The sequence below is a fragment of the Geodermatophilus sp. URMC 60 genome (assembly GCF_053502585.1).
On sequence record NZ_CP199958.1, the window covers coordinates 3,556,941 to 3,569,621 of the forward strand.

14 protein-coding genes are annotated in these 12,681 nt (G+C 73.9%); 9 read left to right on the forward strand and 5 right to left on the reverse strand.

The window, feature by feature from the left end; genetic code table 11:
* The first annotated feature begins 98 nt into the window (after nucleotides 1–98).
* Nucleotides 99–905: a GNAT family N-acetyltransferase gene (locus ACWIX3_RS16890; protein WP_448608499.1), complete on the forward strand. Its 807-nt coding sequence runs from the start codon at nucleotides 99–101 to the stop codon at nucleotides 903–905.
* A gap of 77 nt (nucleotides 906–982) precedes the next feature.
* Here the strand turns inward: ACWIX3_RS16890 and ACWIX3_RS16895 are convergent, their stop codons facing one another.
* Together ACWIX3_RS16895 and ACWIX3_RS16900 are read right to left on the reverse strand one after the other, a co-directional pair.
* A complete protein-coding gene (locus ACWIX3_RS16895; protein ID WP_448608500.1) occupies nucleotides 983–1,888 on the reverse strand; it encodes an LppW family protein in 906 nt (301 codons plus the stop codon).
* A 112-nt stretch (nucleotides 1,889–2,000) separates the two neighbouring features.
* A complete protein-coding gene (locus tag ACWIX3_RS16900) occupies nucleotides 2,001–2,546 on the reverse strand; it encodes a YbhB/YbcL family Raf kinase inhibitor-like protein (RefSeq protein ID WP_448608501.1) in 546 nt (181 codons plus the stop codon).
* A 185-nt stretch (nucleotides 2,547–2,731) separates the two neighbouring features.
* Between ACWIX3_RS16900 and ACWIX3_RS16905 the strand changes: the two genes are divergently transcribed.
* Both ACWIX3_RS16905 and ACWIX3_RS16910 read left to right on the forward strand, forming a co-directional pair.
* Nucleotides 2,732–3,463 (forward strand): HAD family hydrolase, encoded by a 732-nt coding sequence (locus tag ACWIX3_RS16905; protein WP_448608502.1) that lies wholly within the window; start codon nucleotides 2,732–2,734, stop codon nucleotides 3,461–3,463.
* Nucleotides 3,460–5,823: a glycoside hydrolase family 65 protein gene (locus tag ACWIX3_RS16910; RefSeq protein WP_448608503.1), complete on the forward strand. Its 2,364-nt coding sequence runs from the start codon at nucleotides 3,460–3,462 to the stop codon at nucleotides 5,821–5,823. Before ACWIX3_RS16905 ends, ACWIX3_RS16910 begins: the two co-directional genes overlap by 4 nt.
* Here the strand turns inward: ACWIX3_RS16910 and ACWIX3_RS16915 are convergent, their stop codons facing one another.
* Together ACWIX3_RS16915 and ACWIX3_RS16920 are read right to left on the reverse strand one after the other, a co-directional pair.
* Nucleotides 5,824–6,543 (reverse strand): M50 family metallopeptidase, encoded by a 720-nt coding sequence (locus tag ACWIX3_RS16915; protein WP_448608504.1) that lies wholly within the window; start codon nucleotides 6,541–6,543, stop codon nucleotides 5,824–5,826. It abuts the gene before it with no gap.
* A gap of 423 nt (nucleotides 6,544–6,966) precedes the next feature.
* Nucleotides 6,967–7,335: a VOC family protein gene (locus ACWIX3_RS16920; protein ID WP_448608505.1), complete on the reverse strand. Its 369-nt coding sequence runs from the start codon at nucleotides 7,333–7,335 to the stop codon at nucleotides 6,967–6,969.
* A gap of 139 nt (nucleotides 7,336–7,474) precedes the next feature.
* Between ACWIX3_RS16920 and ACWIX3_RS16925 the strand changes: the two genes are divergently transcribed.
* The 3 genes from ACWIX3_RS16925 (at nucleotide 7,475) to ACWIX3_RS16935 (ending at nucleotide 8,832) form a co-directional block, all read left to right on the forward strand.
* Nucleotides 7,475–7,720: a type II toxin-antitoxin system Phd/YefM family antitoxin gene (locus ACWIX3_RS16925; RefSeq protein ID WP_448608506.1), complete on the forward strand. Its 246-nt coding sequence runs from the start codon at nucleotides 7,475–7,477 to the stop codon at nucleotides 7,718–7,720.
* The gene (locus ACWIX3_RS16930) at nucleotides 7,717–8,091 is read left to right on the forward strand and encodes a type II toxin-antitoxin system VapC family toxin (protein ID WP_448608507.1); all 375 of its coding nucleotides are present in this window, start codon (nucleotides 7,717–7,719) and stop codon (nucleotides 8,089–8,091) included. The genes ACWIX3_RS16925 and ACWIX3_RS16930 overlap by 4 nt, the downstream gene beginning before the upstream one ends.
* 495 nt (nucleotides 8,092–8,586) lie before the next feature.
* Nucleotides 8,587–8,832, forward strand: a complete 246-nt coding sequence (locus tag ACWIX3_RS16935) for a hypothetical protein (protein WP_448608508.1) — start codon at nucleotides 8,587–8,589, stop codon at nucleotides 8,830–8,832.
* A gap of 18 nt (nucleotides 8,833–8,850) precedes the next feature.
* Here ACWIX3_RS16935 and ACWIX3_RS16940 read toward each other — a convergent pair whose 3' ends face one another.
* On the reverse strand, nucleotides 8,851–9,273 hold the full coding sequence (locus ACWIX3_RS16940) for a hypothetical protein (protein ID WP_448608509.1): 423 nt from the start codon (nucleotides 9,271–9,273) through the stop codon (nucleotides 8,851–8,853).
* A gap of 186 nt (nucleotides 9,274–9,459) precedes the next feature.
* Between ACWIX3_RS16940 and ACWIX3_RS16945 the strand changes: the two genes are divergently transcribed.
* The 3 genes from ACWIX3_RS16945 to ACWIX3_RS16955 all read left to right on the forward strand — a co-directional run bounded on the left by ACWIX3_RS16945 (nucleotide 9,460) and on the right by ACWIX3_RS16955 (nucleotide 12,480).
* On the forward strand, nucleotides 9,460–10,236 hold the full coding sequence (locus tag ACWIX3_RS16945; protein ID WP_448608510.1) for a glycerophosphodiester phosphodiesterase: 777 nt from the start codon (nucleotides 9,460–9,462) through the stop codon (nucleotides 10,234–10,236).
* Nucleotides 10,237–10,322: 86 nt separating this feature from the next.
* Nucleotides 10,323–11,675 carry an MFS transporter gene (locus ACWIX3_RS16950; protein ID WP_448608511.1) on the forward strand — a complete coding sequence of 451 codons (1,353 nt, stop codon included), beginning with the start codon at nucleotides 10,323–10,325 and terminating at the stop codon, nucleotides 11,673–11,675.
* Between the two features lie 73 nt (nucleotides 11,676–11,748).
* A complete protein-coding gene (locus ACWIX3_RS16955; protein WP_448608512.1) occupies nucleotides 11,749–12,480 on the forward strand; it encodes a thymidine kinase in 732 nt (243 codons plus the stop codon).
* Nucleotides 12,481–12,681: the final 201 nt, after the last annotated feature.

The following is a 12,681-nucleotide window of genomic DNA, read 5'->3' on the forward strand; positions in this document are numbered from 1 at the left end:
TGCCGTCCCGCCTCCGCACCTCACCCGCCCGGGTGGGGCGGGGGCGTCGGATCGGCGGTGGAGCGGACGTCGTCCCGCAGCCCGTCTAGGGTGCCGGTGTGCCCGCGCCCCCCGGCCTGCTCGAGCGCGTCGAGCGGTACTTCGCCGCCGCGCCGCTGCCGGACGCACGCATCGAGTCCGCCGGCGGACTCGACGTGCCGGTCGGCAGCCCGACCTGGCCCTATCCGGCACGGCCGCGGCCGGGGGAGCCGGTCAGCGCCGACGACGTGCGGGCCGCCGCGGCGCTTCAGGAGGCCGCCGGCCTGCCGGTGGCCGTCGAGTGGGTCTGCGAGGACGCACCCACGGTCGAGGCCGCCGTCCGGACCGCGGGGCTGACCGTGGGCTCCTCCCCGCTGCTGGTCGCCGCGGACCCGGTGGAGCTGTTGTTGCCGCAGGGGGTGCGGCTCTACCTCGTCGGCGCCGACGACCCCGAGCTGCCGCGTTACGAGCGGCTGGCCTCGATCGCCTTCGCCCACCCGGGCCCGCGCTCGGAGGCCGGCGGCGCCTCGGTCGGCGTGGCCCTCGGCTCGCCCCGCACCGCGGTGCTGCGCGAGCGCATCGCCACCGGCCGCACGGTCATGATGGTCGCCGTGGAGGACGGTGAGCCCGTCGCGGTCGGCACCCACCACCCGGTGGACGTCGACGGCACCGAGGTCACCGAGATCGCCGGCGTCGCCACCCTCCCGCGGCTGCGCGGGCGGGGTCTCGGTGCCGGGCTGGCCTCGGCGCTGACCGCGCACGCGCGGGAGACCGCGGAGCTGGTGTTCCTCGTCGCGGGGGACGACGACGTCGCACGCGTCTACGAGCGCACCGGGTTCGCCCGCCTGGCCACCGTGGGCGTGGCCGACCTCTCCGACGCCGGCTGAGCCGCCGTCAGGGAGCCGCCGTCAGGGAGCCGCCGTCAGGGAGCCGCCGTCAGGGAGCCGCCGTCAGGGAGCCGCCGTCAGGAGGCCGCCGGCAGCGGGACCGCCGCTGCGGCCGCGTCCAGCGCCCCCTTCGCCGCGTCCCAGCCCACCGACCTGGGCACCTCGCTGAGCAGCACGATCACCTGCCCGCCGACGACGCCCACCGAGTGCAGGTGCCGCTGGCCGCCGAGGCAGCACATCCAGCCCTGCTTGACCGCGGCGCCGGGCAGCGTCCCGAAGACGCCGAACTCCTGGTCGAAGCCGTCCGAGGCGGTGGGGGTGGCCGCGCGCATCCAACCGAGCAGCGCCTCGGCGTCGTCCGGGTGCGCGATCACCGGCAGCCGGGTGAGGAAGCGGGCCAGGTCGGCACCGGTCGTCGTCGTCTCGCCCCACTGGCCCCACCTGCGCGGCGGTGCCGTCCCGGTCAGCCCGTAGCGCACGGCGACGTCGCGGACCGCCTGGGCGCCACCGAAGCGCACCCAGGCGTCGGAGGCCGCCGGGTCGTTCGAGCTGCGGATCATGACCTCGAGCTGCACCCGGTCGTCGGGCGTCAGGAGGACCGCGCCGGTGCGGGCGCGGTGCAGCACGTCCTCGGCGAGGAAGAGCTTCACCAGCGACGCGGTCGGGAAGGGCCGGTCGGCCAGCTCGTTGCCCGCCGTCCGGGCGAGCACCTGGGCGGTGCGGGCCTCGGCGGCGCGGATGGAGACGCCCGCCTGCCGCTGCTCCTGCTCGGCGACGACGACGGCGAAGGTGCCTCCGTCGCCGTGCGCGGCGGTCACCGCCTGGACGATCTCCGCGGGCGCGGCGTCGTCCTGCGCTGCCGCCCACCGGGGGAATGCGGTACCGGACAGCAGCAGCGCGAGCAGGACGACGGACACCACGGCCGCCGGCAGGCCGAAGCGGGCACACCGGGGCGCGACCCGGTGTCCTGGCACGGCCGACATGACGCCATCGTGCGCTGCTCAGGTAACGGGTATGAGAACTCTCAAGCACCGGCCGTGTGTCGGACGCGCAGCGCGTACGGTCGGTCGCACCGCGGTACGAGACGGAGCCGTTTCAGCTCTGCTCGTAGGTGCCGACGAGCACGGCGCGGGCGAGCGTGTGGCCGAACAGGTTGAAGCCGAGGAACGCGGGAGAGGCGTCCGGCGTCACCTCGAGCCGGTCGACGTCCACCGCGTGCACCGCGACGAAGTAGCGGTGCGGCCCGTGGCCGGCGGGGGGAGCGGCGCCGACGTAACCGGGGAACCCGGCGTCGTTGCGCAGCTGCACCGCACCCTCCGGCAGGCCCGAGCCCCGCTGGTCCCCGGCGCCGCTGGGCAGCTCGGTGACCGAGACCGGGATGTTGGCCACCGCCCAGTGCCAGAAGCCGCTGTGGGTGGGCGCGTCGGGGTCGAAGACGGTGACGGCGAAGCTCTTCGTCCCCTCGGGGAAGCCCGACCAGGACAGCTGCGGCGAGCGGTCCTCACCGCCGGCGCCCATGACCCCGCTCACCTGCGGCCTGTCCAGCGGCGCGCCGTCGGTGACGTCGGTGCTGGTCACCTCGAAGCCGGGCACCTGCGGCAGGACGTCGTAGGGACTGGGGGGCGTCGGGCGGTCGGCCATGGACGAGCTCCTCGGGTGTCGCGGGACCGGACGGGGACGGATGCCTCCGGGCCGACCCTAGAAGGACCCCGTCCTCCCCGCCCTTCGCGAGCTCGGGCCGGGGCCCGGGACGGGGTCGTGCCGGGCCGGTGAACAGCGCATTTCCCGGCTCGGCGCGGTCCCGCGGACGCCGGTAGCGTCGAGGGGTGCTCGGTCTGCCCGGCTCGATACGTGCCTGCCTGTTCGACCTCGACGGCGTCCTCACCCGGACCGCGACGGTCCACATGGCCGCCTGGAAGCGCACCTTCGACGAGTTCCTGCAGGCCCGTGACCCCGGAGCACCGGAGTTCACGCAGGAGGACTACAACCGCTACGTGGACGGCAAGCCGCGCCTCGACGGGGTGCGCGACTTCCTGGCCAGCCGCGGCATCACGTTGCCGGAGGGGACGGCGGACGACCCGCCGGACGCCGCGACGGTGCACGGAGTGGGCCTGCGCAAGAACCAGCTCGTGCACGCCGAGCTCGCCGAGCACGGCGTCGAGGTCTACCCCGGCTCGATCCGCTACCTGCGAGCGGCCAAGGAGGCCGGCCTGGCGACCGCGGTGGTCACCGCGTCACGCAACGGCGGGCAGGTGATCGAGGCCGGCGGCTTCGCCGACCTGATCGACACCCGGGTGGACGGCGAGGTCGCGGCTGCGCAGGGGCTGCGCGGCAAGCCCGCGCCCGACACCTTCCTGGCCGGCGCCCGCGCGCTGGGCGTGCCGCCGGCCCAGGCGGTCGTCTTCGAGGACGCGCTCGCCGGGGTGGCCGCCGGCCGGGCGGGCTCCTTCGGCTACGTGGTGGGCGTCGACCGGGTGGGGCAGGCCGCCGCGCTGGCCGCCTCCGGCGCCGACGTCGTCGTCGCGGACCTGGACGAGCTGCTGGAGGAGTCGTCATGACGGAGGGGCGACCGACCTTCCCGATCGAGCCCTGGTCGCTGAGCGAGACGGGCCTGGACCACGCCTCCCTCGCCGTCCACGAATCGGTGTTCGCGTTGTCCAACGGGCACATCGGCATGCGCGGCTCCTTCGAGGAGGGCGAGCCGGTCGTCGTCCCCGGCACCTACCTCAACGGCTTCTTCGAGGAGCGGCCGCTGCCCTACGCGGAGGTCGGGTACGGCTTCCCCGAGCAGGGACAGACGGTCGTCAACGTGACCGACGGCAAGCTGGTCCGGCTGCTGGTCGGCGACACCCCGCTCGACCTCGACTACGGCGAGATCGTCGAGCACCGCCGCACCCTCGACCTGCGCCGCGGCGTGCTGCGCCGCAGCACCGAGTGGCGCTCGCCGAACGGCCGCGTGGTCACCGTGACCAGCACCCGGCTGGTGTCCCTGCGCCGCCGCTCCATCGCCGCCATGGAGTACACCGTCGAGTGCACCGACGGGCAGGGCGACCTCTACATCGCGCTGCAGTCGGACCTCCTGGCCAACGAGCCCGTCGACAGCGGCGCGGAGGCCGACGACCCGCGCGCGGCCGCAGCGCTGGCCCGCCCGCTGCTGAACGAGATGGCCGTGGCCCGCGGCCAGCGTGCGGTCCTGGTGCACCGCACCAAGCGCAGCCGGCTGCGGATGGCCGCCGGCATGGACCACGTCGTCGACGTGCCCGACAGCTCCACGGCCGACATCGAGGCCACCGACGACCTCGCCCGCTTCACCCTCGCCGCCCGCCTGCCCCAGGGCTCCTCGGTGAAGCTGGTCAAGTACCTCTCCTACGGCTGGTCCTCCCGGCGGTCGGCGGCCGCGCTGCGCGACCAGGTCGAGGGTGCGCTGGCCACCGCCAAGCTGGCCGGCTTCGAGCGGCTGCTGCGCGAGCAGCGCGAGGTGCTCGACGAGCACTGGCAGCACGCCGACGTCGAGATCGAGGGAGACGACGAGCTGCAGCAGGCGGTACGGGTCGGCGTCTTCCACCTGCTGCAGGCCGGCCTGCGCGCCGAGCGCCAGCCCATCCCGGCCAAGGGGCTGACCGGCCCCGGCTATGACGGGCACACCTTCTGGGACACCGAGACCTACGTGCTGCCGGTGCTCACCTACATCGCCCCCGGGGCCGCCCGCGACGCGCTGCGCTGGCGGCACTCCACCCTGGAGCTGGCCCGCGAGCGGGCTCGGGTCCTCGGCCTGGACGGCGCGGCCTTCCCCTGGCGGACGATCCGCGGCGAGGAGACGTCGGGCTACTGGCCGGCGGGGACGGCGGCGTTCCACATCAACGCCGACATCGCCGACGCCGTCGCCCGGTACCACAACGCCACCGGGGACGAGGAGTTCGACCGGGACCACGGCGCCGAGCTGCTCATCGAGACCGCCCGGCTGTGGGCCTCGCTGGGCCACTTCGACGACGAGCACGGCTTCCGCATCGACGGCGTCACCGGCCCCGACGAGTACACCGCGGTCGTGGACAACAACGTCTACACGAACCTCATGGCGCAGCGGAACCTGCGCGAGGCGATCGCGGCGGTCAAGCGCCAGCCCGACGTGGCCGGCCGGCTGGGCGTCACCGGCGAGGAGACCGACCGCTGGGACCGGGCGGCCGCGCTGATGGCGGTGCCCTACGACACCCGGCACGGGGTGCACATGCAGTCCGACGCCTTCACCCACCACGAGGAGTGGGACTTCGAGTCGACCCCGCCGGACTGCTACCCGCTGCTCCTGCACTACCCGTACTTCGACATCTACCGCAAGCAGGTCGTCAAGCAGGCCGACCTGGTGATGGCGCTGCACCTGCGCGGGGACGCCTTCACCCACGAGGAGAAGGTCGCCGACTTCGCCTACTACGAGGCCCGGACGGTGCGCGACTCGTCCCTGTCGGCGACCCAGCAGGCCGTGGTCGCCGCCGAGACCGGCCACCTGGAGCTGGCCTACGACTACTGGGGCGAGGCCACGCTGACCGACCTGCAGAACCTGCACGGCAACTCCGGGCACGGCCTGCACATCGCCTCGCTGGCCGGTGGCTGGACCGTTGCCGTCGCCGGGTTCGGCGGGATGCGCGACCACGGCGGGCAGCTGGCGTTCTCGCCTCGGCTCCCCGAGCGGATCACCCGGCTGCGGTTCCGGCTCAACTACCAGGGGCGCCTGCTGGTGGTCACCGTGACGCCGACCGAGGCCACCTACCGGCTCACCGAGGGTGATCCGCTCGACGTCCACCACCACGGACGACGGCTCACCGTGACGGAGGAGGAGGTCAGCGCCGTCATCCCGCCCGCGCCGGAGGTCGCGCCGGTCCGCCAGCCGCACGGAGCGGCCCCCCGGCGACGCGGCCGGCGCTGATCAGACCGGCAGCCGGTCGCCGAGCAGCCACCAACCGCCGAGCAGCAGCGCGCCGACGTCCACCAGCAGGAACAGCCCGACCCACAGCACCGCCGGCACGCGGGTGAGGCGGGCCAGCTGGTCGGCGTCGGAGTCCGGTGCGGTCCGGCGGCGCCGGGCCCGCTGCAGCTCGAGCACCGTCTTCGGCGCGGCCAGCAGCAGGAACCAGGTGCCGGCGGCGGCGAAGGCGGCCTGCCCGGACGGGGGGAGCCAGCCCGTGACCGCCAGGACGACGGCGCCGGTGGCCAGGACCGCCCACAGCCCGTACCAGTTGCGGATCTGCACCAGCAGCAGCGCCAGCAGGCCCAGCAGCGCCCACAGCAGCCCGACGGCGTGCCCGGCGGCCAGCAGCGCTGCGGCCCCCAGCCCGAACAGCGCCGGCCCGGTGTAGCCGGCCGCGCAGGTGAGCACCATGCCCGGCCCCGTCGGCCGCCCCGCCGACACGGTCAGGCCCGAGGTGTCCGAGTGCAGCCGGATGCCGGCCAGCCGCCGCCCCGCGGCCAGGGCCACCAGCCCGTGCGCGCCCTCGTGCGCGATCGTCACGACGGTGCGGGCCGGCCCCCACAGGGCAGGGGCCCAGACGACGGCAGCGGCAGCCAGGAGTGCGCCCACCAGGACCGCCGTCGGCAGCTGGGGCAGGGGAGTGGTCACGCGGGCCCAGAACCCCTCGACGACGTCCACGCCGGGGAGTCAACCGCACGCGGCTGTGAACGCCGGGAGGGCGGCACGGTTCCGTCCGGCGTGGTGCCCGCCGATGACCAGGGGACGACGGGTCGCAGGACGAGCGCGCGACTTCTGACATTCTTCCGTTATCCCTAACAACACACTAACAACTGAAGAAGCACAAACAAGCTCAACGACCAAGGGCAACCTCCGCCGACCCTCGGCGTTCGTCACTGACCTGGGCCTCCGTCGCAGCGAGGGCACAGGTGCTCGCAGGGGGAGAGGGACGCTGCAGCACCCGCCGGGCGAGCGGTCGACCGACGGCAGGGAGTGGCGTCTCGGGCAGGTACCGGCACCAGTCCAGCAAGCCGACGGCGGTGCTCGGCATCGCCGTCGGCGTGACCCGGAGCGGCCGCGGTGAGGCTCAGGAGGGCGTCGTCGTCAGGTTGACGGCGTCGTCGTCAGGTTGACGGCGTTGCCGTCCGGATCGGTGACGTGCGCGACCCGCTGACCCCAGGGCATGTCGTTCGCAGGGGCCGGAGCCTGACCGCCGAGCGCCTCGACCCGAGCCAGGGCGGCGTCGACGTCGGGCACCTCGATGCTGATCAGCACCCGCCCAGCAGGAGCCCCCTCGATCGATCCGTCAGCGACGATGCCCAGTTCGGAGTCGCCCACCTGCAGGCCGAGGTAGAACGTCGGTCCGTCGTCCGGCGTCCGGCTGGTCTCCGTCGCACCGGCCACGCCGGCGTAGAAGCGCGCCAGGCGCTCGAGGTCGTGCGTGATGATCATGGGCGTGACGCTGCTGGGCACGGGGACTCCTCCGGTGGTGTACAGACGAGGACCGTCGTCGAGCGGCGGACTCATCGATCGCCGGGACGCCGAGCGGGCCGGCGCACCCGTTCACCGTCGAGTCTTGGACTTAGCCAGACTTAGTCCTACCCTGGAACACGTGGCCCGGACCGTGAACGTGCACGAGGCGAAGACCCACCTGTCGAGGCTGCTGGAGGCGGTCGAGGCGGGGGAGGACGTCGTCATCGCTCGGGCCGGCAAGCCGATCGCCCGCCTGGTCCCTGCCGCGGCGCGCACCGAGCCGCGTACCCCTGGAGCCTGGCGCGGCCGGATGGTCATCCCGGACGACTTCGACGAGACGCCCGAGGACCTCATCGCCGCCTTCCACGGCGACGCCGACTCGTGACCCTGCTGCTCGACACGCACGTCCTGCTGTGGTGGCTCGGCGACGACGACCGGCTGACGCCCACCATGCGCTCGGCCATCGCCGACCCGCGGACGGCGGTCATGGTGTCGGCAGCGTCGGCGTGGGAGGTGGCGATCAAGGCCGCCCTGGGCAAGCTGACGGTCCCGGGAGACCTGGCGGAGGAACTCGACCGGCAGGGCTTCGACGCCGTGCCGGTCACCGTGGAGGACGGCCTGGCCGCGGGTGACCTGCCGCGACACCACGCCGACCCGTTCGACCGCATGCTCATCGCCCAGGCCCGGCGTCGACGGCTCGTCGTGGTGACCGCCGATCGGCGCTTCGCCGACTACGACGTGCTGACCCTGGCGTAGCCCGGTCGGGAGAGGGGTCCTCACCGGGCTAGTTGACATAATGTACATTATCGGCGCCGCGGATGAGGGAGCCGAGAGGGGTCGGGCGGCGCCGACCCGGCTGCCCGAGTGGGTGCTGCCGAGCCGGTCGACAGGTCGCAGCGTGCACCGATCGCATCGATGCGCCGGGTGCGTCCACGCCGACGCGTGACCGCGTCGTCCCCGCAGGTCGACCTGGTGACGCGTCGCCAGGTCGACCTGCCGCCTGCCGGCCCGACCGGGCGCCCCCCGTCCGAAGTCGTCCGTCCCGATGTCGTCCGTGCCGGCCCGACCGGACCTCGGCGTGGATACCCCAGGTCGATCCGTGCCAGCCGGGTCGCCGACCCTCCCGGCCCACCCTGGTGGCCACTTCCCCGGTCCGGTCACCCATCCGTCATTACGTCACTGTGACGTAATGACGGATGGGTGAGCGGCTTCGACGGGCGGGCTCCACGAGTGCTGCCTAGGGTCGGAGCCATGCAACTCCGACGCCCGATCGCCGCACTCATGACCGCCCTGGCGCTCTTCGGAGGCGGCGCCACGATGACGGCCTGTCAGGCATCCGGGCAGGATCAGAACGACGGGACCACCGACGAGAACGTGCCGCCGAACGTCGAGACCAACGAGGAGTCGGATCCGTCGCAGGACAACGTGCCCGACATCTCCGACCAGGACGACGGCGTCGAGCAGGGCAACGGCAACGACGACTCCGACGACGGCTGATCCGCCGGGCCGGTGCGGTCAGCCGGCGGCTCGCTCGGAGACCCAGAGCCTGTCGAGCCGGCCGGTCGACCGCACCAGGTCCTGCAGGGACCGCTCCAGTTCCGCCTTGGTGTGCCGCTCGCCCAGCAGCGTCTGCACGTCCTCGATCGCGCAGCGCAGCTGGTACAGCCGGTCCTGCAGGCCGTCGAGCTCCGCGCGGGTGACCAGCACGACGTCACCGGACAGGCCGGCCTTCGTCGTCGCGGAACGCTGCTCGTAGGCCCGCTGCCGGCAGGCCTGACCGCAGTACTGGCGCGGCCGTCCGACCGACCCCTGCTGGGGCAGCACCCGGCGGCACCAGCCGCAGCGACGCTCGCTGCCACTCCCCGTGCGGGGGCTGGGCAGCCCGGTCTCGGTCGTTGCCTCCTCGTGGATCGTCCGGATCACGTCTCGCTCTGCCACGCTGGGCACCGTAGACGCAGGTGCCGACAGGACCGTGTGACACGCCCACCCGCCCGCCCGGCCCGTGCAGGCGGAGGTCCCGGCGGCCGGGACGGACCGGTCCGCCGGGCGGGACGGACGGGTCCCGCCCGAGGAGCGGGACGGGTCCCCGGACAGCGCGTCCACCAGCGGCGTTAGCGTGTCGGCGTGGGCTCGGTCCGGTACGCGTTCCTCGACGGTCCCACTCCCATCGCGATGGCCCACCGGGGCGGGGCGATCGAGCACCTGGAGAACACCATGCCGGCCTTCGAGGCCTGCGTGGCGATGGGATACCGGTACCTCGAGACCGACGTCCGGGTGACCGGCGACGCTGTGCCGATCGTCTTCCACGACCCCACCCTCGACCGCGTCACCGACCGCACCGGGCGGGTCGACCAGCTGCCGTGGGCGGAGCTCGCCGCCGCACGGATCGGCGGGCGGGAGCCGGTCCTGCGGCTCGAGGACCTGCTCGGCGCCTGGCCCGACGTCCGGTTCAACCTCGACATCAAGGCGCCCGGCGTGGTCGCACCGCTGGTCCGTACCGTCCGCCGGATGGGCGCCGAGGACCGCATCTGCCTGGGCTCGTTCTCCGACGCCCGGGTCGCCGCGGCTCGCCGGGTGTTCGGGCCCGGGGTGTGCACCTCGCTCGGCCCGCGCGGGGTGGCGGCGCTGCGGCTGTCCTCCTACTCCCCCCGTGCCGCCGGGCTGGTGCGCATCCCGGCCGGCTGCGCGCAGGTGCCGCTCCAGCTGGGGGGCCGGGCGCTGGTCGACGAGCGGTTCATCGCCGCTGCGCACGCCCGTGGACTGCAGGTGCACGTGTGGACCGTGGACACCGAGGAGGAGGCCACGGCCGTCCTCGACCTCGGGGTGGACGGCGTGATGACCGACCGTCCGGCGATGCTGCGCGACCTCCTGCAGCGGCGCGGCCAGTGGGTCCCGCGGTGAGGCGCGACGCCAACCGGGCCCGCTCGAGGACACCCCGTGACCGCACCGTGCTGGACGGTCATCGTCCGGGCTGACACCCTGCGGCCGTGACGACCGCCGCCACCACCGGGCCGACCAGTCCCCCCGCCGACCGCGCGCTGCGCCGCGAACGGTTCGGCTGGTACTCCTACGACTGGGCGATGTCGGTGTTCAACACCAGCGTCACCACCGTCTTCCTCGGGCCGTACCTGACGTCGGTCGCCGAGGAGGCGGCCGAGCCCGACGGCCGGCTGGGCCTGCTCGGCCTGTCCATCCCGCCGGGGAGCTGGTTCTCCTACGTGCTGTCCGCGTCGGTGCTGATGCAGGTCCTCGTGCTGCCGCTGACCGGCGCCGTGGCCGACCGGACCGGCCGCAAGCGGGAGCTGCTCGCCGGCTTCGCCGCGCTGGGCGCCCTGGTCACCACGGCCCTGTACTTCGTCGCCGACGGCCGCTACCTGCTCGGCGCCGTCCTGTTCATCCTGGCCAACATCAGCTTCGGCGCGGCCACCGTCGTCTACTACTCCTGGCTGCCGGACCTGGCGGGGCCGGACGAGCGGGACGCCGTCTCCAGCCGGGGCTGGGCGTTCGGCTACGTCGGCGGCGCGCTGCTGCTCGCCGTCCACCTGGGGCTGGTGCTCGGGGCGCCGTCCCTGGGTCTGACCACCGGTGAGGCGGTGCGGATCTGCCTGGCCACGGCCGGCCTGTGGTGGGGCGCGTTCACCGTCTTCACCGTGTCCCGGCTGCGCAACCGGCCGGTGCGGGAGGCGCCGGACCGGCCGCGCAGCGGGTTCCGCCAGCTGGCGACGACGATGCGCGAGATGCGGGCCTTCCCGCTGACGCTGTGGTTCCTCGGCGCGTACCTGCTGTTCAACGACGGCGTGCAGACCGTCATCTCGCTGTCGGCCACCTACGCCACCGAGGAGCTGGGCCTCGAGCAGTCGGTGCTGACCGGCGCGATCCTCATGGTCCAGGTGGTGGCCATCGCCGGCGCACTGGGCCTGGGCCGGCTGGCGGCCCGGTACGGGGCCAAGCGGACCGTCCTCGGCGCGCTGGTGGCGTGGATCGGCGTGCTGGTGGTCGCCTACTTCCTGCAGGCCGGGGCGGTCGGGCAGTTCTACGCCCTGGCCGCCGTCATCGGGCTGGTGCAGGGCGGCACCCAGGCGCTGTCCCGGTCGCTGTTCAGCCAGCTCATCCCGGCCGGCAAGGAGGCCGAGTACTACGGCTTCTACGAGATCAGCGACCGCGGCACCAGCTGGCTGGGTCCGCTGGCGTTCGGGCTGACCTACCAGCTCACCGGGTCCTACCGCCTGGCCATCGTCAGCCTCGTCGTGTTCTTCGTGGCCGGCTTCGTCGCGCTGGCCGCGCTGCCCATCCGCCGCGCGGTCGTCGCGGCCGGCAACACCCCTCCGGAGCGGTTGTGACCGAGCCGGCGAGGTCACGGATCTGCAGAGCACCCCGTCGCGCAGGACCGACGAGCGCCGGCGAGGAGATCCTGTGACACCCCGGACCGACACGGACGGCGCACCGCTGCTGTCCGTCGTCCCGGCCTCCGGCGACCGCCGTCGCCACCCGGCGCCGGCCCACCTGCGCTTCTTCCACGGCCCGATGGACTGCGGGAAGTCCACGCTGGCCCTGCAGGTCGACCACAACCAGAGCCGGCAGGGACGGCGGGGCTTGCTGCTGACCCAGGGCGACCGCTCCGCGCAGCCGCAGATCAGCTCGAGGGTGGGGCTGTGCCGCGAGGCGCTCGAGGTGGCGGCCGGCACCGACCTGCGGCTGCTGGTGCGCGACCACTGGGCCGCCGGGCACCGGGTGGACTACCTGATCGTCGACGAGGCGCAGTTCCTCGCCCCGGAGCAGGTCGACCAGCTCGCCGAGCTCGTCGACGAGTCGCACGTCGACGTCTACGCCTTCGGGCTCACCACGGATTTCCGCGCGCGGCTGTTCCCGGGCACCCAGCGGCTGCTCGAGGTCGCCGACGACGTCCAGCGCATCCAGGTCGAGGTGCTCTGCTGGTGCGGGCTGCCGGGGCTGCTCAACGCGCGGGTAGTGGACGGCGAGATGGTCCGCGAGGGCGAGACCGTCGTCGTGGCCGACACCGCGCCCACGCCGGCACCCGACGAGCGGGACGCCGACGTGCACTACCAGGTGCTCTGCCGGCGCCACCACGTGCTGGGCCAGCTGGGGCCGACGGCGGCCGGCCCGGGACAGCTGGCGCTGCGCTGACGTCCCGGAGCGTCAACGGCGGCCGAGCAGGAGGTGGCGCTCGTCGTCGAACCGCGCGGCCTGGACGCCCCACTCCCCCGGGTGCTCACGGCCCCGAGGTGCTCGGCACAGGGCCCTCGTTCCCTCGGAAGGGGGTGGTCGAGCGCCGCATTACCACTCCATGCGATGATTCGGGACCGATTCCGCGGAATCTCTCCGCGA

Bases quoted from the DNA above. Each gene is read 5' to 3' on its own strand.
- ACWIX3_RS16895 (WP_448608500.1), bottom strand. From the start codon at position 1,888: ATGTCGGCCGTGCCAGGACACCGGGTCGCGCCCCGGTGTGCCCGCTTC.
- ACWIX3_RS16900 (WP_448608501.1), bottom strand. From the start codon at position 2,546: ATGGCCGACCGCCCGACGCCCCCCAGTCCCTACGACGTCCTGCCGCAG.
- ACWIX3_RS16910 (WP_448608503.1), top strand. From the start codon at position 3,460: ATGACGGAGGGGCGACCGACCTTCCCGATCGAGCCCTGGTCGCTGAGC.
- ACWIX3_RS16935 (WP_448608508.1), top strand. From the start codon at position 8,587: ATGCAACTCCGACGCCCGATCGCCGCACTCATGACCGCCCTGGCGCTC.